Origin of the sequence: Pseudoduganella sp. UC29_106, from assembly GCF_044055365.1 — a bacterium.
GTDB lineage: Bacteria > Pseudomonadota > Gammaproteobacteria > Burkholderiales > Burkholderiaceae_D > Rugamonas.
On sequence record NZ_CP171977.1, the window covers coordinates 2394821 to 2414115 of the forward strand.

Annotated in this window: 17 protein-coding genes, 2 pseudogenes and 1 riboswitch; of the genes and pseudogenes, 17 read left to right on the forward strand and 2 right to left on the reverse strand. The window is 63.4% G+C overall.

What is annotated here, in order from left to right; translation table 11 throughout:
- Nucleotides 1-4: 4 nt before the first annotated feature.
- Together ACHMW6_RS12450 and maiA are read left to right on the forward strand one after the other, a co-directional pair.
- Nucleotides 5-701 (forward strand): annotated as a pseudogene (locus ACHMW6_RS12450) (fumarylacetoacetate hydrolase family protein).
- 3 nt (nt 702-704) lie between these two features.
- Nucleotides 705-1343, forward strand: a complete 639-nt coding sequence (gene maiA / locus ACHMW6_RS12455; protein ID WP_395407397.1) for a maleylacetoacetate isomerase — start codon at nt 705-707, stop codon at nt 1341-1343.
- 89 nt (nt 1344-1432) lie between these two features.
- Here the strand turns inward: maiA and ACHMW6_RS12460 are convergent, their stop codons facing one another.
- Nucleotides 1433-3040 (reverse strand): DUF1593 domain-containing protein, encoded by a 1608-nt coding sequence (locus ACHMW6_RS12460; RefSeq protein WP_395407398.1) that lies wholly within the window; start codon nt 3038-3040, stop codon nt 1433-1435.
- A gap of 169 nt (nt 3041-3209) precedes the next feature.
- Nucleotides 3210-3428: riboswitch (cobalamin riboswitch) on the forward strand.
- A 346-nt stretch (nt 3429-3774) separates the two neighbouring features.
- Between ACHMW6_RS12460 and ACHMW6_RS12465 the strand changes: the two genes are divergently transcribed.
- The 10 genes and pseudogenes from ACHMW6_RS12465 (at nt 3775) to ACHMW6_RS12510 (ending at nt 13613) form a co-directional block, all read left to right on the forward strand.
- The gene (locus ACHMW6_RS12465; protein ID WP_395407399.1) at nt 3775-4497 is read left to right on the forward strand and encodes a hypothetical protein; all 723 of its coding nucleotides are present in this window, start codon (nt 3775-3777) and stop codon (nt 4495-4497) included.
- A 40-nt stretch (nt 4498-4537) separates the two neighbouring features.
- Nucleotides 4538-4654, forward strand: a pseudogene (locus tag ACHMW6_RS12470) (hypothetical protein); the annotation flags it as partial.
- Nucleotides 4655-4736: 82 nt separating this feature from the next.
- The gene (locus ACHMW6_RS12475) at nt 4737-6884 is read left to right on the forward strand and encodes a cobaltochelatase subunit CobN (RefSeq protein WP_395407400.1); all 2148 of its coding nucleotides are present in this window, start codon (nt 4737-4739) and stop codon (nt 6882-6884) included.
- Entirely contained in the window at nt 6782-7960 is a 1179-nt protein-coding gene (locus ACHMW6_RS12480) for a cobaltochelatase subunit CobN (RefSeq protein ID WP_395408596.1), read from the forward strand. Before ACHMW6_RS12475 ends, ACHMW6_RS12480 begins: the two co-directional genes overlap by 103 nt.
- On the forward strand, nt 7957-8400 hold the full coding sequence (locus ACHMW6_RS12485; protein ID WP_395407401.1) for a MotA/TolQ/ExbB proton channel family protein: 444 nt from the start codon (nt 7957-7959) through the stop codon (nt 8398-8400). The genes ACHMW6_RS12480 and ACHMW6_RS12485 overlap by 4 nt, the downstream gene beginning before the upstream one ends.
- Nucleotides 8397-8756 (forward strand): hypothetical protein, encoded by a 360-nt coding sequence (locus ACHMW6_RS12490; RefSeq protein WP_395407402.1) that lies wholly within the window; start codon nt 8397-8399, stop codon nt 8754-8756. Before ACHMW6_RS12485 ends, ACHMW6_RS12490 begins: the two co-directional genes overlap by 4 nt.
- Nucleotides 8753-10792 (forward strand): TonB-dependent receptor, encoded by a 2040-nt coding sequence (locus ACHMW6_RS12495; RefSeq protein WP_395407403.1) that lies wholly within the window; start codon nt 8753-8755, stop codon nt 10790-10792. The genes ACHMW6_RS12490 and ACHMW6_RS12495 overlap by 4 nt, the downstream gene beginning before the upstream one ends.
- Before the next feature lie 151 nt (nt 10793-10943).
- On the forward strand, nt 10944-11357 hold the full coding sequence (locus ACHMW6_RS12500; protein WP_395407404.1) for a response regulator: 414 nt from the start codon (nt 10944-10946) through the stop codon (nt 11355-11357).
- A 74-nt stretch (nt 11358-11431) separates the two neighbouring features.
- The gene (locus ACHMW6_RS12505; protein ID WP_395407405.1) at nt 11432-13324 is read left to right on the forward strand and encodes a putative bifunctional diguanylate cyclase/phosphodiesterase; all 1893 of its coding nucleotides are present in this window, start codon (nt 11432-11434) and stop codon (nt 13322-13324) included.
- A gap of 109 nt (nt 13325-13433) precedes the next feature.
- Nucleotides 13434-13613, forward strand: a complete 180-nt coding sequence (locus ACHMW6_RS12510) for a DUF3606 domain-containing protein (protein WP_395407406.1) — start codon at nt 13434-13436, stop codon at nt 13611-13613.
- Nucleotides 13614-13650: 37 nt separating this feature from the next.
- Here ACHMW6_RS12510 and ACHMW6_RS12515 read toward each other — a convergent pair whose 3' ends face one another.
- Nucleotides 13651-14451, reverse strand: a complete 801-nt coding sequence (locus ACHMW6_RS12515; protein ID WP_395407407.1) for a hypothetical protein — start codon at nt 14449-14451, stop codon at nt 13651-13653.
- 48 nt (nt 14452-14499) lie between these two features.
- Here ACHMW6_RS12515 and ACHMW6_RS12520 point away from each other — a divergent pair, with 48 nt between their 5' ends.
- The 5 genes from ACHMW6_RS12520 to ACHMW6_RS12540 all read left to right on the forward strand — a co-directional run bounded on the left by ACHMW6_RS12520 (nt 14500) and on the right by ACHMW6_RS12540 (nt 19202).
- A complete protein-coding gene (locus tag ACHMW6_RS12520; RefSeq protein ID WP_395407408.1) occupies nt 14500-15198 on the forward strand; it encodes a TetR/AcrR family transcriptional regulator in 699 nt (232 codons plus the stop codon).
- A 163-nt stretch (nt 15199-15361) separates the two neighbouring features.
- On the forward strand, nt 15362-16651 hold the full coding sequence (locus tag ACHMW6_RS12525; RefSeq protein ID WP_395407409.1) for an acyl-CoA dehydrogenase family protein: 1290 nt from the start codon (nt 15362-15364) through the stop codon (nt 16649-16651).
- Nucleotides 16652-16656: 5 nt separating this feature from the next.
- Entirely contained in the window at nt 16657-17340 is a 684-nt protein-coding gene (locus ACHMW6_RS12530; RefSeq protein ID WP_395407410.1) for a hypothetical protein, read from the forward strand.
- A complete protein-coding gene (locus tag ACHMW6_RS12535; RefSeq protein WP_395407411.1) occupies nt 17337-17738 on the forward strand; it encodes a RidA family protein in 402 nt (133 codons plus the stop codon). The genes ACHMW6_RS12530 and ACHMW6_RS12535 overlap by 4 nt, the downstream gene beginning before the upstream one ends.
- Nucleotides 17739-17837: 99 nt before the next feature.
- Nucleotides 17838-19202, forward strand: coding sequence for a DUF1329 domain-containing protein (locus ACHMW6_RS12540; RefSeq protein ID WP_395407412.1), 1365 nt, complete (start codon nt 17838-17840; stop codon nt 19200-19202).
- The last annotated feature ends 93 nt before the right edge of the window (nt 19203-19295 follow it).

Consider the following 19295-nt stretch of genomic DNA (forward strand, 5'->3'; position numbering starts at 1 on the left):
CATTATGAAATACGCAGTAGCGCCAGCCCCGGTGTACAGCTTGCCGATCGCCGGCAGCAGCGAGCAGTTTCCCGTCAACCGTATTTTCTGCGTCGGCCGTAATTATGCCGCGCATGCGCGCGAGATGGGCAAGGATCCGGACCGCGAACCACCGTTTTTCTTCATGAAGCCCGCCAACGCGCTGGTCGTTGCGGGCGATGCGGAAACCACAATCCCGTATCCGCCGCACACCGCCAATTTTCACCATGAGATCGAGCTGGTGGTCGCGCTTGGCCAGGGTGGCGCGAACATTCCGCTCGGCAGGCGCTCGACCATGTCTTCGGCTATGCGGTCGGACTGGACATGACGCGGCGCGACCTGCAGCTGGAAGCCCGCGACAAGGGCCGCCCGTGGGAGTTCGGCAAGTCCTTCTCGAAGTCGGCGCCGATCGGCCCCGTCCATCGCGCGTCCGAAGTGGGGCACCTGCGCCAGGGCGTGCTTGCACTCACAGTGAATGGCCAGCCACGCCAAAGCTCCGATATCGACAAGCTGATCTGGTCTGTCGCCGAATCCATCGCCTATCTGTCGGAATATGAAACGCTCGAACCCGGCGATATCATCATGACGGGAACGCCGGAAGGGGTGAATGCGGTCCAGCCGGGGACCTGATGGTCGGCACGCTCGAGGGGCTGGGATCCATCTCCGTACGCGTTGCGGGCTGAAAGATGAAACTCTTCAGCTTCTTCGACAGTTCCACCTCCTTCCGGGTGCGCATTGCGCTGGCGCTGAAAGGCCTTCCCTACGAATATGCGGGCGTCAATCTCAGAGAGGGAGCACAAAGGGACGCGGCGTATCGCGAGTTGAGCCCTGCCGCAATCGTACCGGCCCTGGTCGACGGCGAGACTGTGCTGACCCAGTCGCTCGCCATCATCGACTACCTCGATCATCTTCGACCCGAACCACGGCTGATTCCAGAGGCGCCGATCGAACGGGCCCGCGTGCTGGAAATCGCGCAGACGATCGCTTGCGATATCCACCCGATCAATAATCTGCGCGTGCTGAATTATCTGTCCACGACTCTGGCCGTGAATGACACGGACAAATCGGACTGGTACCGGCACTGGGTCGATGAGGGCCTGGCTGCTGTAGAAAGCCTGTTGGCAAGGCGCCCGGCAAGCGAATACTGCATCGGCAATGTGCCGACGCTGGCCGATTGCTGCCTCGTGCCCCAGGTGGCGAATGCGCTGCGTATCGGGTGCAACCTGTCTCGCTTCACACGCGTCCTGGCGGTCTACGAGCGTTGCATGGCGCATCCGGCGTTCGTCCAGGCGGCGCCCGGAAATCAGCCGGATTACATCGCCTAGCCAGGCGAGGGCGGGCCTGCTGCCTGCCGGAGGCGGCGCCTGGTTTCACCGGCGCCGTCTCGATCCTCCTTACTCCGTCACGACAATCACTACTTTTCGTAGTGCGTCAGGGCCGGCGAGCCATTGTCGGTCGCTTCGGCGATCACCTGAATCATGTCATCCGGTTTCGTCTCCGCCGGCACGACGAAACTCACGCCATGATCAAGTGGTTCGAGCCGCACCGCCCCTTTGTAACCGTCCGCCTCCTCCCAGCGCCACCACTTCAGAGTGACCGCGTTGCCATCCGGATCGGACGTCTTCGCGCGAAGCGTGATCCGCTGCCCCGCCTTCGCCCGGATCAGCTGCGGGCCTGCCAGGGCGATCATCGGATTATGGTTGGCGCCGGCAAAGTTCGCTGTTGTCGCCCACTGAAGCCGGGCTGCGAAATCGCGCTGTGCCGCTGCCAGGAACGGATGCGTGGGCGCGCGCTCGATGGGGCGCGGCGGGGGCGGATTGGCGATGTTGGCTTCCATTGCCTTGAGCAGCACAGCAAAGCTCCTCGTGGGGCCGTTGTTCGGGGTGCCCGCCCAGCCGCCGAAGCTGTCGCCGCGGTAGCCGCGCAAGCCGTTATCGAGCAGGTTGAGGAACGTTGGCGTGTCGCCTTCAGCCAGGAATTCGCCTTTTGCGCGCGGTGGTGTCCAGACGATATAACCTTCCTTTTTCAGCTCCTCGGCGGATTTTCCCGCAATGCCGAAATAGTCGAAGATGTCGTTCTGCACCATGTGCTTGCCATCGCCCCATACGCGGTAGGATGCGCCAAGCGGGCCGCGGTCGAGAATATTGGACTTGGTCCAGTCCACCGTAAAGTAGGCAGCATCGTCTTCGCCCACCCTCGACTGTGTCGCATAGCCCAGCGGGACCCCGCCCGCCAGCAGGCGATAGCGGATGTCGGGCCAGTCGGGCTTGATGTAATTGGCGTAGGTATCGTCCTGGTCGCCCGACGGGTGGATGACGGCCTTGCGGATTACTTTGGCGCGGATCGATGCCCACTGCGGCGATCCCTGGTACTGTTCCTCGATCGATTTCAGCGCACGGGCGATGGTGCTTTGGCCTCCCCAGGCATGCAGGTAAATTGGCGACTCCTCATTATCGAGCAGCAGTGCTTTGATAAGGTCCGAACCAGGCGTGTCATGCTCCATCTCGCCGTCGAACTGCACATTGCCCCAGCGGATCTTCGACTTCAGTACCTCTGGGGCCGGATAGTCGTGGTTGTGGACGCGCAGGTTCGGATAGGCCTTGGCGTAATTCTCCACGGCGTCATCAATGAAACGCTCTCCCGGCGCCCAGCGCCACGATGTGCAAGGGCAGAGCTTCAGGCCAAAAAGGGTGTACTCGCGAGTTGGCACTGACAGCCTGGTCCCTTTGCCGTCGCCGGTCCAATGAAACTGGCTGCTGGCATAGATCAGCCCTTCGGTACGGAAATCCGAGCTGTATAGCAGAAACCGAACCATCGAGTTCGAATCGTCGAGTTCAGGATCGGCCGTGATCACTACCCTCGGCTTTTCGTTGGGCGGTGTCTCCAGATATTGTGGCTTGGCCGGACTCTCGCCGGCCATCGTCTGTGTGGCAGCCGCGATCGCAAACATTGCCACGCAGGCGCGGGCAAGGAAGGGGAGCGGACAATTGAAACGGAGCTGCGCGGTGCTTGAGTGAATCAAGTTTGTCTCCATCGATTAATTGTTTGTGGATGACAGCGGTGTCATTCGGCCAGTGTACGCAAAACCGCCTTATCGGAGCAAGCTAATTTTTCGCAAATCTGGCTCGCTGCGCGGCAGTTGAATCACTCTCCACCGCAATTTTGGCAATAATCCGCAATGCAGTTAAAATACCGCTGATTCAGTGAATGGTGCCCTCCAGCTTTTCAGCCGGAGGGTGAAACGGGAAGCCGGTGACGCATGGGATTTTCATCGCATGCCAGTCCGGCGCAGCCCCCGCTGCTGTATGCCTGACGACTTTGATCGAACGCCACTGTGCTTAGCACGGGAAGGCAGGTGCAAAGGAGGATGACGGCAAGCCAGAAGACCGGCCAGTCACGATTGCTTGCGCAAAACCCGGGGTGAGGTTTTGCGTGGTGGTTGTTCGTTGTTTCTTCCTTTGCCTGCAGCGCAGCCGCATTGTGCGGTCGCCATATCGCGCCCGCGCCACGCGCGTGTGCCCGTCCGGCATGGAAAAACGCAGCAGCCTGTGTTCATGCGCGCCAGGCGCGCGTTACCGGTCAATGTCAAATTGAGCACTTCTACTTTCGTGCGGATTCTCGCAGCACTGCTATGCGTTCTCACCAGCGCGTACGGCCAGGCAGCCACCTTGTTTGCCATTGTGACTGAGCGCGCCGCTCCGGCGGCGATCGAGGCGGCGCATCGCCATCTGGCCAGCCATCCGCGGGACCGCACTCGTGTTACGCACGCCTGCCCAGTGGATGGCGGCGAGTGATGCCGACGCCGGCCTCTGGATCAGACAGGCCGACAGCGTGCTGGCGGTTTCCCTGTTCGGAGACCCGGCGCGCCGCCTGAAGGACGCCTTGCCGCGCCACGCCCGAGCACAAACCACCGTTTTAGCCTTCGACGGAGAGGCTGGCCTCAGTCTGATGAGCCGCAGCGCGCGCGGCGGCCTGCATGATTTTTCGCCCGAGTTGTTGCGGGAACTGTCGACGGAAGCGCCACCGGCAGCGGCCCTCAAAGCGGCACAGGCCCATGCCGCCGCGAGCCACTGGCTGGCTGCGCGCCAGCTGTGGCAGGCGGGCTGCGCCGACAACACGGCAGCGCTGTTCGCGCATCTGCTTGATCCGACCGTGGCGCTGGCCAGCCCCCAGCCCGAACCCACGTTGCGCCTGCGCGTCGGCCGGCGCGAACTGACCGATGCGGGCGCTTCGGGCAATGCCGCGCAACTGGGACTGAAGGCCCAGCCCACCGTGGTGGTGCTCGACCTGTCGAATATGGACAGCATGGTGCCCGCGGCAGTCTGCCAGCGCATCGAACAGCGGGGCCAGTCCTGCGTGCAGGTGCTCACGCGCTGGGGCGGCGCCTCGCGCGAGGCACTGGAGCGCCTGCCGAGCTGCTTGCGCCGGCCCAGCCGGCCGCGCTGGTGGTGCTGCGGACTTCGTCGTGGGCGCAGCTGAAGGACGCGAAGCCGTCACGGAAGCGCTGAAGCGGTTGAATGTGCCGGTCTTCAAGGCGATTCGCCTGTCCGACCGCACCGCGCTGCAATGGCATCTGTCGCCGGATGGCTTGCCGCCGGACTCGGTGCAATACCGCGTGGCGCTGCCGGAGTTGCAAGGCATCGGCCAGCCGATCGTGATCGCAGCGCTGGGCCAGGCGCAGCGCGACAAGCTGACCGGTACTCGAGAACCGTCCGCCCGTGGTGCTGCCCGTGGAGGCCGACAGGCTGACCGCACGCGTCAGCCGCTGGCTGGCATTGCGCGCCAAGGCCAACCGCGACAAGCGGGTGGCGCTGATCTATTACAACCACCCGCCGGGGCGGCAGAATATCGGCGCCGACAACCTGGACGTGCCGGCCTCGCTGTTCGACATGCTGCACGCGATGAAGAACGCCGGCTATACGGTGGGCGCCTTGCCCGAGTCGCCGCAAGCGCTGCTGGACATGATCATGGCGCACGGCGTCAACCTGCCGGAAGACCGCGCCGCCTTGCGCGAATTAAGCGGTACGGTGAACAGCGTCAGCGCAGCGGAATACGCGCGCTGGTTCGGCACGCTGCCGCCGCGCGTGCAGGGCGAAATGACCAGCGGCCTGCTGGGCCGCCTGCATGCCGACGTGCTGGAAGCCGAAACAAGCGGCGAGCGGAACCTTGGCCGCAAGCAGGCCGACGTCATCATCAAGGAATTGCAGCACCTGGTGGAAGGCGCGGACCATCCGCAGCGCGAAGCCGCAATCCGTGACCTGGCGGCGCTGGCGGAAGGCTACCGCGCCTGCCTGGAGGTGCGCGCAGCCCGTCCTTGCGCAGCGCTCGCGCCGCTCAGCAAGCGCCTTGCCGGCTACGGCATCGAAGGCCTCAAAGGTTGGGGCGCGGCGCCCGGCAGGATCATGGTCGACAGCGGCAAGCTGCTGGTGCCCGGCCTGGTGTTCGGCAATGTGTTCATCGGGCCGCAGCCGCCGCGCGGCTGGGAAGTGGACGAGGAACTGCTGCACGCGAACACCAGCATCACGCCGCCGCACCAGTACCTCGCCTACTACCATTGGGTGCGCGACCGTTTCAAGGCCGACGCGCTGGTGCATATAGGCCGCCATTCCACCTACGAATTCCTGCCCGGTAAAGCGGTCGGCCTGAGCTCCGACGACTATCCGAGCCTGATCGCCGGCGACCTGCCCGGCATCTATCCCTATATCGTCGATGGCGTAGGGGAGGGCACGCAGGCGAAGCGGCGCGGCCTGGCGGTCATCGTTGATCACCTGACGCCGCCGCTGGCCAGCACGCCGCTGTACGACGAGCTGCTGGCGCTACGCCAGGTGGTCGAGAGCTATGAAGCCGCCAGCTCGGAGTCGCTGAAATCCCAGGCCGCGGCACTGATGCGCGAGCGCGTCACGGCGCTGAACCTGAAGGCCGAACTGGAAGCGTCCATGGCCGACGTGCTGGCCGTGCGCGGCATCGGCTTCGATGCGGCCGATGACGATCTGCTGGCACACGAGGTGGGTCACTACCTGACCAAGCTGCAGGAAAAGTTCATGCCGCATGGCCTGCATATTTTCGGCCGTCCCTGGAAACAGGAATCGATCGGCCTGATGCTCGATTCGATGAAGAAGGGCGGCATCGACGGCCCGGACATCGCCGCCAGCCTCGCCGATTCGCCGCGCCGCGAGATGGCGGCGCTGCTGGCCGGCCTGGATGGGCAGTTCATCGAGCCGGGCAAGGGCAATGACCCGCTGCGCTCGCCCGAAGCGCTGCCCACCGGGCGCAATTTCCATGCGGTTGACGGCGATATCCTGCCCACGCGGCTGGGCTACCAGCTGGGTGAGCGCATGGCCGCCAAGGCCGACGCCCGCGACACTTCGGCCAAGGGCAGCGAGGGCATCATCCTGTGGGCGTCGGACGCCGTGCGCGACGAAGGCGTGATGGTGGCGTTCGCGCTGGCCATGATGGGCGCCGAGCCGGTATGGAATGCACGCGGCATCGTCACCGACGTGCGGCTCAAGCCCGGCGCAGTGCGGCGCGACGCGCTGGTGACCACCTCCGGCCTGTTCCGCGACCTGTATCCGAACCTGATCCGCCTGATCGACCGCGCCGGACGCCTGGCGCTGGCCGCTTCGGCCGGCGCCCTGGCCGAGCGGGATCCAGCCTTGAAAGAGGCCTTGCAGGCGGCGCTGGCGCCGCTGCCCGGTGTGGCATGGGCAGCGAAGAGCCGGCGCGCAATCGGGTGGCGCAACAATGGTTGCTGCGACAGCACGCATTGGCGGGTGGCGGCATGTCCGTCGCCGACGCCGGACGCGCCGCCGCGCAGCGCGTGTTCGGCGACGCGCCGGGCGCATACGGCGCCGGCGTCAACCGCCTGACCGAGCGCTCCGGCGCCTGGCGCGAGCGCGATGAGATTGGCCGCGCCTACCGCAACCGCATGGGGCACGCCTATGGCCTGGACGCCAGCGGTGAGGCCAGCCACGCTGCCTTCGACGTGGCGCTGGACGGCATCGAACGCAGCTACCACGGCCGCGCCAGCAATCTGTACGGACTGCTCGACAACAATGACGCCTTCGACTACCTCGGCGGTCTGTCGCTGGCGGTGGAAGGGCGCACCGGCCGCGTGCCGGAAGCGATGATCCTGCAGCATGCCCAGCCTGGCCGCGCCGACGTAGAGCCGCTGGCGTCGGCCCTGCTCGGCGAATTGCGCGGCCGCTTCCTTAATCCAGCCTGGCTCAAGCCGCTGATGGGGCACGGCTACGCCGGTGCGCGCACCATGGGCCAGGAATTCCTGGAGAACCTGTGGGGCTGGCAGGTAACGCGTCCCGACCTGGTGAAGAACTGGGCATGGGACGAAGTGAAGTCGGTGTACTTCGACGACGCCCACAAGCTGGGCTTGCCGCAATTCCTCGGCCAGCAGCATAACGCGCACGTCAAGGCGCACATGCTGGCCATTTTCATGGTGGCCGCCGAAAAAGGTTACTGGAAGACCGACCCTGCCACCGTCAGGCGCATGGGCGGCGAACTGGCGCGGCTGGTGGTCCGGAATGGCCTGCCGGGCAGCGGCCACACCGCCCCCGATCACCCGATGTGGGCATGGCTGGCGCCGCAGCTGGATGGTGCGGACGCACAGGCGCTCGGCGTGGCGCTGGCGAAGGCGCGCGGCGACATGCTCACGGCCCCCGCAGCAAGCACGCTTCATCCAGCGCCAACGCACGGCAGATCCGCACGCGTCGTCAATGCGCAGGTCGCACCAGTCGGGGCGCATGCACCTGCATCGGAACCGACGGGCACTGCGCGCGTCTATGAGCTGCACGAACAAGCCCAGGCCGCTGTGCCGCCCGCCATACAGATCATCCAACTGCTGGCGTCCCTCGCCACCGGCTCTGCGCTGTTTGCGCTGGGCTTGTGGCGCGGTCGCCAGGCCCCTCAACCTGCAAGGAGTCCCACATGATTGAATCGTTTTCGTTCGCCTGGCTGCATGACGCGGTCAACTGGCTGCTGATGCCGTCGCTGGGCGCGCTGCTGGTCGCCTGCGTGATCGCGCTTGTGGAGGCCGGCATCGCAGTCGGCGAACGCTTCCATGGCCTGGACCGGCTGCGGGCCGGCGGTGATGTGGTCCAGGTGCAGGCGCTGGCCCGCCACCGCCTCGAGCGCGCCGACCTGCTGGCGCGCATCCCGCCGATGCTGGGACTGATGGCCACGATCATCCCGCTGGGCCCGGGCCTGGCCGCGCTGGGCGCCGGCGATCCCGCCAAGCTGGCGAGCGCCGTCACGGTGGCATTCGATGCGACCGTGCTGGGCCTGGTGGCCGGCATTGGCGGCCTCGTGATCGGCAAGCTGCGCCGCCGCTGGTACGAAGAAACGCTGGACGCGATGGAGCACGCGGCATGAACGACAAACCCGCCCGCAAGCGCCTGCGGCTGTATTCCCACCTCGATGCCCGCTTCGACCACAGCGATGAAGACCCGCGCGCCAGCCTCGTGAACCTGGTCGATGTCATGCTGGTTTTCGCCTGCGGCCTGATTGCCGCGATCGCCGGCGCGAACGGCGCACTGAAATCTCCGCAGCCGGTAGAGAAGGGCAAGCAGATCGAGCGGCCGGCCGATGGCATCACCCAGGATGACAGCGGCTATGACCGTGTTGGCGAGGTGTTCCGCGATCCGAAGACCGGCAAGTTGATGCTGATCGAGCCGGCCCGGAAAAGCAGCATCAGCATTTCACCCTCATCAAGCGTATCAGCACCATGAAAAAGAAAATCCTGCCACTTGCCATGGCCGCCAGCGCCTGGGGCGCCCATGCCGACGACCAGCTTGCGCTGCGCGTCGTGGTCGATGGCTCCCGCATCAGCCAGCTCGGCATGGCCGATTCCGCGGCAGAGGGCAGCGTCACGCAAAGCCAGCTGCAGGCCCGCACCACATACCGTCCCGGCGAACTGCTCGAGGCCACACCTGGCCTGATCGTCAGCCAGCACAGCGGCGAGGGCAAGGCCAACCAGTTCTACCTGCGTGGCTTCAACCTCGACCACGGCACCGATCTGCGCACGACCGTGGACGACATGCCCGTGAATCAGCGCAGCCACGCGCACGGCCAGGGCTGGACGGATCTCAACTTCGTTATCCCGGAACTGACGGCGCGGCTCGACTACAGGAAAGGCGCTTACTCCGCCGAGACCGGCGACTTCGGCTCCGCCGGCGCTACGACGCTGACCTACGCGAACCGCCTCGCCACGGGCATTGCGAACCTGACGGTCGGCCAGAACGGCTTCGGCCGCGCCCTGATCGCGGACACGCGTGAGCTCCCGTCCGGCAGCGGCAATCTACTGTATGCGCTAGAGGTAATGCATAACAACGGCCCGTTCACCCGCGGCGACAACTATCGCAAGCTGAATGGCGTGCTGCGCTACAGCGAGGGCTACTCGAACAATGGTTTCCACATCACGGCGATGGCATATGGCGCGCACTGGAACGCCACCGACCAGATCCCGCGGCGCGCCGTGGACAATGGCACGCTCGGCCGCTTCGATGCGGTTGATCCGACCGATGGCGGCAGCGCCCACCGCTACAGCCTGTCCGGGGCCTGGCAGCGCACGACCGATGATTACACGACGCGGGCCTCCGCCTATGTCATCGCAAACCGCCTCGATCTGTTTTCGAATACCACGTACTACATGGACGACCCGGTCAACGGCGACCAGGTCGCGCAACCGGACCGCCGCGTCACCAGCGGCTTCGATGCCAGTCATGCCTGGCGCTTCCGCGGCGACGCGATCATGTCGACAACCACGGTTGGCGTCACCGCACAGAACGACAATATCCATAACGGCCTGTATCACACGAAGGCGCGCCAGGTGATCGGAATGACACGCCAGGACCACATCGTCGAAACCAGCGGAGCGGTCTATGTGGAGAACCAGACCCGCTGGACGCCAGCCTTGCGCACCGTTGCCGGCCTGCGTGCGGATCACTACCGATTCGACGTCGAGGGCGACCGCGCCGCGAACTCCGGCAAGGCAAACGACACGCTGGTTTCGCCCAGCCTCAGCCTGATTCTCGGCCCCTGGGCCAGCACCGAATTTTTCGTCAATGCCGGCAACGGCTTCCACAGCAATGATGCGCGCGGCACCGTCATCACGGTCGATCCGAAGGCCAACGAAGCGGTCGAGCGGGTCACGCCGCTGGCCCGCTCGCGCGGACTCGATCTTGGCGTGCGCAGCGAATGGCTTCCTGGGCTGCAGACGTCCTTATCCCTGTTCCGGCTGGATTTCGACTCTGAACTGGTATTCGTCGGCGACGCGGGAAGCACCGAGGCAGGCCGCCCGAGCCGCCGCTATGGCATCGAATTTTCGAACTATTACAAGCCGGTCAAATGGCTGTCGCTGGACGCAGACCTTGCCTACGCGCGCGCCCGCTATCGCAACGCGGACGCGGCTGGCGACTACGTCCCGGGGGCAGTGGAAGGAACGGCCCAGTTGGCGGTAACCGTTACGCCGGAAGGCCCGTGGTCTGGCGCATTGCGGCTGCGCTGGTTCGGACCGCGCCCGCTCATCGAGGACAACAGCGCGCGTTCAGCAGCCACGATGACGCTGAATGGCCGCGTGGGCTACAAACTCGGCAAGACCACGCACCTTGAGCTCGAGGTCTTCAACCTGACAAACCGGCGTGCTTCCGCGATCGATTATTACTATGCTTCCCGACTGAAGGGCGAGACGGCGCCGGTGGACGATTTCCATTTCCACCCGATCGAGTCGCGTTCCCTGCGTTTCTCGCTGACGCACGGTTTCTGATGCGCTGTGCGTCCCGGCGCGTCAGAATATTCCTACATCAAGGGGGGATTTTGTCCGGCTACGGGTTTGCTATTGAGCATTTATCATCTGGACAGGGCGTTTATTAATTGGCAATAGCCCCTTTTTACTGCGGAACCAGCGGATGATGCTTATGGAAAATACGATCCTGATAATTGACTATAAGCGAGAGGCTGTGGATTCGCTGGGCGCGCTTTTTCTGCAAAGTGGCTGGAGGGTTCAAAGGGCGCTGGGCGGAGAAGAGGGGCTCGCTGCTGCTCGTCGCCATTTGCCCTCAATCGTGGTGTCCGACCTGGCCATGCCCGGCATGAGTGGCTTTGACCTTGCTGAAGCCATGATGGAAATGTTTGGCGAAGCATGCCCGATCATGATCGCGTTGACCGGCTGGAGTGATAAGGGTGTCGCGAAGCAGGCCCTGGATGCGGGATTCAGCGTTGTTCTGACCAAGCCTGTTGAATTCCCCGAGTTGTTATCGGTTGTCAGGCTTGGTGCCGTGGCGCGAGCGGGACGTGCAAGCCAGGGTGCCGCCGCCGTCGATAGCCACTAAATGCCGGTTTCAGCTGTTTCTTTGATTGAAGAGTTAGGGAATATAATGAAATTGTCACACGCGGGATCGGAGCGATGGCAAATATTCCTGATGAAACAGCTGAAGCGGACGGGCGTGAGCTGGCGCGCATTGCCAGGGCGCTCGCGACCTTAAGCGCTGGTAACCGAACCCTCCTGCGGGCTTCGGACGAGGAGCAGCTGCTGCGCGAAATGTGCCACGTCATCGTGAAGACGGGCGGCTACCGCCTCGCTTCCGTGGCCTACGCCGAACAAAACGCGGAAAAGACCATCCGCTGGATGATCACCGTCGGTACCGATGCAGCCGATCTCAATGCCGCGAATTTCACCTGGGAAGATAATGAACTGGGGCAAACCGCGACCGGCATCGCGATCCGAACGGGCAAGCCTGTCGTCGACCGCCATCTGCTGACTGACCCTGTCTACGACGGTCCTGCCTATGCAACGATTCGCGATCGTGCGATCCGGGTTGGTTATGCTTCGGTGAGCGCATTTCCCCTGCGTATAGAGGGACAGGTACTGGGCGCCCTGATCATGGCCGCAGGCGATTCGGATGCCTTCGACGAGCCCGAAGTCAAGCTGCTCAGCGATCTGGCGGACGATCTGGCCTATGGCATCGCCAACCTGCGCATGCGCATCCAGCGCGAGGAAGCGCAAGCCATGATTGCCCGCCTGGCGTACTACGATGCCTTGACCGGCCTGCCGAATCGCTCGCTCCTGATGGAAGAGCTGGAGTCGGCAATCGCCGCCGCCCGGGAGGACCATCACTCGCTTGCTCTTTTGCATCTGGAAGTGGGCCATTTTTACGACATCAACAAAGTACTTGGATACAGCTCCGGCGACAAGCTGCTGCTGGAACTTGGCGCGAGGCTGGGGCATGCCGTGCAGGAGGGGGAAACGCTGGCCCGCGTGGGCGAAGCAGAGTTCGCCCTCTTGCTGCCGCACGCCGACGCCGACGAAGCAGTCCAGGTGGCGCAACGGCTGATAAGCACGTTGCGCAAGCCGGTGGAAGTGTCCGACCTTACGCTGGATGCGCGCGTAGGCATCGGCATCGCCGTGTTCCCTGCCCACGCGCCGGATGCGGATTCCCTGGCGCGGCGCGCGAGCGCCGCTGTGCACCAGGCGAAACCCACCCGCGGCGGCTACGCCATCTATACCGGCGGCCAGGAAAAGGAGCATACGCGGCGCCTGGCGCTGATGGGGGATTTGCACCGCGCCATCGAGCATCACGAGCTGCGCCTGTATTGCCAGCCCAAGGCCGACATGAGCTCGCGCCACGTGTGTGGCGCGGAAGCCCTGGTGCGCTGGCTTCATCCGCTGAAAGGCATGATCTCGCCGTCGGAATTCATTCCCCTGGCCGAACAGGCGGGCACGATCACGCCATTGACCAACTGGATGCTGGAAGCGGCTTTCCGGCAATGCTCCCTGTGGCAGGAGGAAGGGCTGGCATGGCCTCTGGCGGTCAATTTGTCCGCGCTCGATCTCTACGATCCTGGCTTGATCGACAATGTGCGCCGCCTGTTTGCCGATTCCGGCATTGCTCCCGAGCTGATTCAGTTCGAGCTCACTGAAAGCGCCTTGATGGTGGACCCGATCGGTGCGCTCGAAACGCTGACCCAGCTGAAGCAGCTGGGCGTGCAACTCTCGATCGATGATTTCGGCACTGGCCAGTCCGGCCTGTCCTATCTGCAAAGGCTGCCGGTCGATGCCGTCAAGATCGACCAGTCCTTCGTCCGGCCCATGGCGCGCAGCGACGATTCCGCGGTCATTGTCCGCTCCACCATTGAGCTGTCCCACAACCTGGGGTTGAAGGTGGTTGCCGAGGGCGTGGAGAACCAGTCGATCTGGGAGCGGCTGGAAGTGCTCGGCTGCGACGTTGCGCAAGGCTATTTCATCAGCATGCCGATGCCGGCTGCCCAATTCCGGAAGTGGGCGAGCACATGGGCTTGACCAGGGTTGCGCCTAGCGCCGCCTGATCAGCGCTCATCCGTGCGTGCGCGCACCGAGCATGCGCGCCGACCGCGCATAGGCTGGTTGCAAATGCATCGAGGAGAGAATCATGGCTAACGATCTGTCCAAACGTGGCCCGCGGGACCGCTCCCGCATTAACATCAATGAAGAGCGTGAAATGCGTTACTGGACCGAGGAACTGGGGATCACACGCGACCGGCTGCTACTTCTGGTCAAGCAGGTCGGCATCAGCGCGGAGAGGGTGCGCGCGCAACTGGAGAAACGCTGAAGCGGAGCCTGGAGCGAGCGGCCGCTGGCGGATTGGTCTACTTCTGCATTTTTCGGACTGCTTGCCTGTATTCCCGCGAGGTATTGAGATCAGCGATCGCCTGCCATAGCGCCTCGGCAACCGGCGCCTTGGCCTCAAAGTAGCGTTTCGAAAACACGAGGAAGAATTCCTCGGTAGCGAAGGGCGCCGCCAGGGCCTCGATTTTGTCCGCCCACTTCGGCTCGCGCAGCAATGCCAGGCCGTCGTGCTGCGGCAGGATGGCCAGTTCGCCGCGCTTGCCGATCAGCTTCAGGAAGTTTTGCTCGGCAGCCGCCGCGCCGCTATCGAAAGGTATGTGCATCGATTCGAGGCGGCGTGTGATAAAGACATGGCCCGTCTGGGCAAGCACCGGGCTGTTCAGATGGGCGAAGCGCTTGCCATCCCAGGAGGCGCGGCAGCCTTTGCAACGGAATACCAGGGCACTCGTGGTTGCGACCGACTTTGCAGAGTCGGCGCGACCATTGCGCAGAGGGAAGACATACCTGTTGAGCGCTTCCGGCTCGAATTCCGCTACCGCAATCGCATCGGCGCCGCCGTTTTGTATTTCGGCCTCGCATCGCCGCACCGGCATTGGCACGATCTGCAGGTCGACGCCGGCGCGCTTCGCGGCCATTTGGAGCAGCAACTGCACCGTTCCTTCCCGGTCGGGAAAATAGAAAGGTGGATGCGGCTGGTCGTCGCTGCACACGCGTACGATCTCCGCCGCCCCTGCAGGAAGCGCCAGAAATGCCAGCAAGGCGGCAAGGAAAACGGTGAGCAATCGGGTCATGGCACACTCCACATCGCTATGGTAGCGCACTGGGGGCCCCGAGGCGGCCATTGACTTAATAGGACAAACGACATAACAATGTCGCTCTGTTATTCCTGCCTGAAGATCAACAAGATGACCGTATCCACCGCCGAGAAGCGCGCGCCGAGAAAGCGCCGCGCAGCCGAGGAAACTCCCGCCGAACCAGTGCGGCGCGATCTGCGTGCGCAGGGCCAGCGGACGCGCAACGCCATCGTCAAGGCGGCGCGCAAGCTGCTGCTCGAAGGCGGCAGCCTGGAATTCACCCTGCGCGAAGTGGCGCTGCGGGCGGAAATCAGCATCAGCAATCTGCAGTACTACTTTCCGACGCGGCTGTCAGTGCTGCGTGCTGTCGTCGAACCCGTGGTTGAAGCATACCTGGCCGATTTGCGGAACGCGATCAGGAACGGCATCGTCCCCCGCGAGACTCTGACCGGCCTTGTGGCGCGGGCGATCATTGATGCAAAGGACGTGGAGAGCTCCGCGCTCTGGTGCCATTTCGCTTCCCTGGCCGCGGTCGATCCCGAATGTTCGCGCCTCCTGGATGAATGGTACGAGACGCTGACCAATGAGATCGGCTCGCTCTTCCACAAGATCAATCCCGCCTTCAAGATGAGCGACTGTCTGCAGAAGGCAACACTGCTGATTGCGATGGCTGACGGTATCGCCTTCCAGGCGGGGGCAGGCCGCCGCCAGCGCGATTACCTGCGCCACCTGGACGCCCAACTGCTCTCGCTCATCGAGTGCATGCTGCGCTAGGCCCCCATTAACGCATACCCCTGACGGCGGCGGGCCACAGGTCCGCCGCCATCATTTTAAAATTTCTTTGTACTTTTGTCCTAAGTTTGGTAATCTGTCCTAAATGAAGAAGCCAACCAAGGCTGGTGACCCGGTTGCCAAACATTGAAAGGAGACACACCAAATGATTCGCCTGTATAAATCCACGGCGCTGCCGATGGCGGGGCTGAGCGGTTTCGAGACGCCCTTGAGTGAAGAGGAAAGCGCGATCCAGCACACCGTGCACCGTCTGGCGCGCGACGTGCTGCGCCCCATTGGCCGTGAACTGGACCGCATGGCGCCGGAGGACGTGATCGCTCCCGGCTCGCCCTACTGGGTCGCGATGTTCGAAGCCGCCAAGCTGGGTCTCGACCCGCAACTGATTTCCCAGTTTCCTCCTGAAATGGCGGTGCGCATTGAATCGCTGATTGGCGAAGAACTGGGCTGGGGTGATTCCGGCCTGGCTGTCTCGATCGGCGTCGCCACCGCGCCGCTGATGATGGCGCAGTCCGTCGGCAACCAGGAGTTGATCGATATGTGTGCCGGCAAGATCGGCTGCTGGATCAACACCCAGCCCGATCGCGGCTCCGATGCGGCAATCCTGTACCGCGAAGAGTTGGCCGCTGACGGCAAACAGCCGGTCGGCAACCTCACCGCCAAGGTCGGGGCGGACGAAATCACCATCAATGGCCAAAGCTCGGCGTGGATTTCGAATGGCTCCGTGGCGCAGGTTGCGCTGGCCTATATGGCTGCCGACTATGGCGACGGCTTCCACAGCAGCGGCAAGCACTGCAACTTCACCAACGGCATCGCGATGATCATTCCCCTCGACCTGCCGGGCATCACGCGCGGCAAGCCATTGGCGAAGATTGGCCAGCGCGCGCTGCCGCAGGGCGAGATCTACTTCGACAACGTCAAGGTACCGAAGCGCTTCGCCATTGCGCTGCAGGAGGAATACCTGGGCAACCTGGCTTCGATGTGGTCTTTCGCAGGAACCCATATGTGCCAGGTCTTCGTTGGTGCGGCGCGCGCAGCGTTCGAGCTGGCGCTGGCATATGCCCATGAGCGCAGGCAGGGCGGCTCATTGCTCATCGACCATCAGATGACGCATCTGCGCATCGGCGAGATGCTGCGCCGGCTGGAAATGGCGCGCGCGATTGCCCGCCGCAGCCTGTCCTTCGCGCGCATGTCGCCGCAAAGCCATCCTTATGTCACCGCGCAGGCCAAGGTCAGCGTGACGGAAGAGGCGATGAAGATTACGCACGAAGCCTTCCAGCTTTTCGGCGGCAATGGCACCACGCAGGAGTATCCGATCGAGAAAATGTTCCGCGACGTGCGCTCTGCGCTGATCGAGGATGGCGAGAACTATATCCTGACCTCCCGCCTGGGCGTGCTGGCGAGCCAGCTGTACCAGAGCGGCTGGACGCAGGAGTAAGCGCCATGGACTTCAAGACCTATATGCTCCTGTTCGGGACTGCGGTACTCGTGGTGACTTCGCTCGTCTATGGAGTGAAGTTCCTCAAGCGGGGCAATTACCTGCTCGGGATCGAATGGCTGATCGTCACTTTCTCCGCAACGAACTTCCTGATCTTTGCCCTGGCCGGTGTGCAATCCAGCTACAGCATCTCGTATTTCTGCGATGCCTTCTCGCGCGGCTTCGGCATACCCGTGATCACCGTTGCGGGCCTGATGGCGGTCACCCACGGCTACAAGCCATCGATGAGGGCGGACGTCACCTTGTTTGCGCTGGCGTTCCTCGGCGGCCTTGTCCTCGTGGCGGCAGCTGCCGTTGCGCCGCTCAAGCCCTATTTCTACCTCGTGATGTGGACCGCGTTCTCGCTCTATCTCGCCTATTTCGCCAAGCGGCTGCTGAATGCGGGCGAAGGTGGCCACGCCATCGGTGTCGTGCTGGTGCTGGTGTCGGCGCAGGCCATCGCCAGTATCTATGACTTCTATACCATCCCGGGCGACACCCCCGACCACGTGATCTTCTACATCTTCGCAGGGCTGGCCTGGTCCTTCCTGTGCGTGGAAATGTATTACGCATATTGCGCACTGGAGCGCGCAGAGCAGCGCGCCGTCCTGCAAGACCGGCAAATCTACGGAAAGGCTTACACATCATGAAGCGGCAACTGATTATCCCGCCTGGCACCCAGGCGCTTTACGACGCCTTCCATTTCTCGCCAGCGACCCGCGTCGGCGACATCATCTGGGTGTCCGGCCAGGTTGGCCTGGATGCGGAAATGAAGCCCGCTGAAGGCATGGAAGCACAGGCCAGGCTGGCCTTCGGCTATCTGAAATACATCCTGGAGGAAGCCGGAGCAACGCTGGCCGATGTGGTCGAACTCACGACTTTCCATACGGCGCTGCAACGCGACGTCCAAGCCTTCGCGAAAGTAAAGGATGAATTCTTCCCCCGTAGCTATCCGTCCTGGACTGCGGTAGGCCTGACGGAGCTGGCCTTGCCGGGCCTGTGCATAGAGATCCGCGCTGTCGCCGTGGCGGGCAGCGGCGAGAAGTAGTCCCTTCATTTTTTTTCGACCTATGTTTGTACGTTTGTCCTAAGTTTGGTTTGTTGTCCGAGCGGTCGTGACCGCACATATATTACAAAGGGAGACGATGTGAACCTCAAGACAGTGTTATGCAGCACGATGCTTGTGCTGGGTGGAGCGGCCGGCGCGGCCGATCCTGATCAGGATGCAGCGCGGCTCGGCAAGGACCTGACACCGGTCGGCGCCGAACGGGCAGGCAATAAGGAAGGCACCATTCCGGCATGGACAGGCGGCGACATGAAGGCGCCTGCCGGCTGGAAGACCGGGGCGCCTCGTCCCGACCCATACGCGAACGACAAGCGCCTGTTCAGCATCGACGCCTCCAACGTTGAGCAGTACAAGGACAAGCTGGCGCCGGGCCAGACCGAAATGGTGAAGAGCGTCCCCGGCTACCGGATGGACGTATATGTGACGCACCGCTCCTGCGGTTTCCCCGACTTCTACTATGAACGAACGAAGAAGAATGCGTCCAGCGCCAGGCTTGCGGCGAATGGCCAGGACATCTCCGAAGCGCTTGGAGCCGGCGTACCTTTCCCCATTCCACGCAGCGGTGCGCAAGCAATCTGGAACCACAAGCTGCACTGGAAGGGCGAAGGCTTCCACATCACCCATGCGGGCTACATCCCGCCCAAGGGCAGCGACAGCCTGGGCGAAGCCATCGTGCAGGATGAATGGGAAATGTCGCCCATGTGGTCGCCGTCGAACAAGGGAATTGCCGACGCCAACGGCGTGGAGTTCTACCTGCTGAACGTCTACACCGGACCGGCATCCATCGCCGGCGATGCCACGCTGGCCCAGTACAACTTCGCCAAGCCGAACGATATCTGGCTGTACTTCTCCAGCCAGCGCCGCGTGCGCCGCGCCCCGACCTACCAGTACGACGCGCCGCAGCTGAACACCGAGAACCTGCTGGTGGTCGACCAGTACCTGCAGTTCAACGGTGCCCTGGACCGCTATGACTGGAAGCTGGCGGGCAAGAAGGAGTTGTTCGTTCCCTATAACACTTACCGCCTCAATTCCGCCGCCAACAAGGTGGAAGACGTGGCCAAGCCGAAGTTCTTCAGCCGTGACCACACGCGCTACGAACTGCACCGCGTGTGGGTGGTGGAAGCCACGCTGAAGGAAGGTATGCGCCACACCTTCCCGAAGCGCACCTTCTACCTCGACGAAGACACGTGGATGGTGCTGGTCGAAGACATGTACGACGCACAGGGCAAGGTCTGGCGCACGGCCGAAATGGGCCCGTACATGGCCTGGGAAATCCCGGCCTGCGTGTGGGCCGCCAACAGCAGCTATGACCATGTGGCACGCCGCGTGGCGCTTGACCGGGTGCTGGCGGGCCGCAAGGAGCCGGACTGGCTGGCGGCGCGGGAAGGGCGCGTGAAGGCGTCCACTTTCGAGCCGGACGGCTTGCGCCGGGCAACGGGCCGCTGAAAACCATACAGACAATAACGGAGACGGGAATGAAAGTGCGTGAGAGTGCGCAAAAGCGCATGGTCAGGACGCTGGCTTGCTCGGCGGTGCTGG

Bases quoted from the DNA above. Each gene is read 5' to 3' on its own strand.
- maiA (WP_395407397.1), top strand. From the start codon at position 705: ATGAAACTCTTCAGCTTCTTCGACAGTTCCACCTCCTTCCGGGTGCGC.
- ACHMW6_RS12485 (WP_395407401.1), top strand. From the start codon at position 7,957: ATGATTGAATCGTTTTCGTTCGCCTGGCTGCATGACGCGGTCAACTGG.
- ACHMW6_RS12490 (WP_395407402.1), top strand. From the start codon at position 8,397: ATGAACGACAAACCCGCCCGCAAGCGCCTGCGGCTGTATTCCCACCTC.
- ACHMW6_RS12495 (WP_395407403.1), top strand. From the start codon at position 8,753: ATGAAAAAGAAAATCCTGCCACTTGCCATGGCCGCCAGCGCCTGGGGC.
- ACHMW6_RS12500 (WP_395407404.1), top strand. From the start codon at position 10,944: ATGGAAAATACGATCCTGATAATTGACTATAAGCGAGAGGCTGTGGAT.
- ACHMW6_RS12505 (WP_395407405.1), top strand. From the start codon at position 11,432: ATGGCAAATATTCCTGATGAAACAGCTGAAGCGGACGGGCGTGAGCTG.
- ACHMW6_RS12510 (WP_395407406.1), top strand. From the start codon at position 13,434: ATGGCTAACGATCTGTCCAAACGTGGCCCGCGGGACCGCTCCCGCATT.
- ACHMW6_RS12520 (WP_395407408.1), top strand. From the start codon at position 14,500: ATGTCGCTCTGTTATTCCTGCCTGAAGATCAACAAGATGACCGTATCC.
- ACHMW6_RS12525 (WP_395407409.1), top strand. From the start codon at position 15,362: ATGATTCGCCTGTATAAATCCACGGCGCTGCCGATGGCGGGGCTGAGC.
- ACHMW6_RS12530 (WP_395407410.1), top strand. From the start codon at position 16,657: ATGGACTTCAAGACCTATATGCTCCTGTTCGGGACTGCGGTACTCGTG.
- ACHMW6_RS12535 (WP_395407411.1), top strand. From the start codon at position 17,337: ATGAAGCGGCAACTGATTATCCCGCCTGGCACCCAGGCGCTTTACGAC.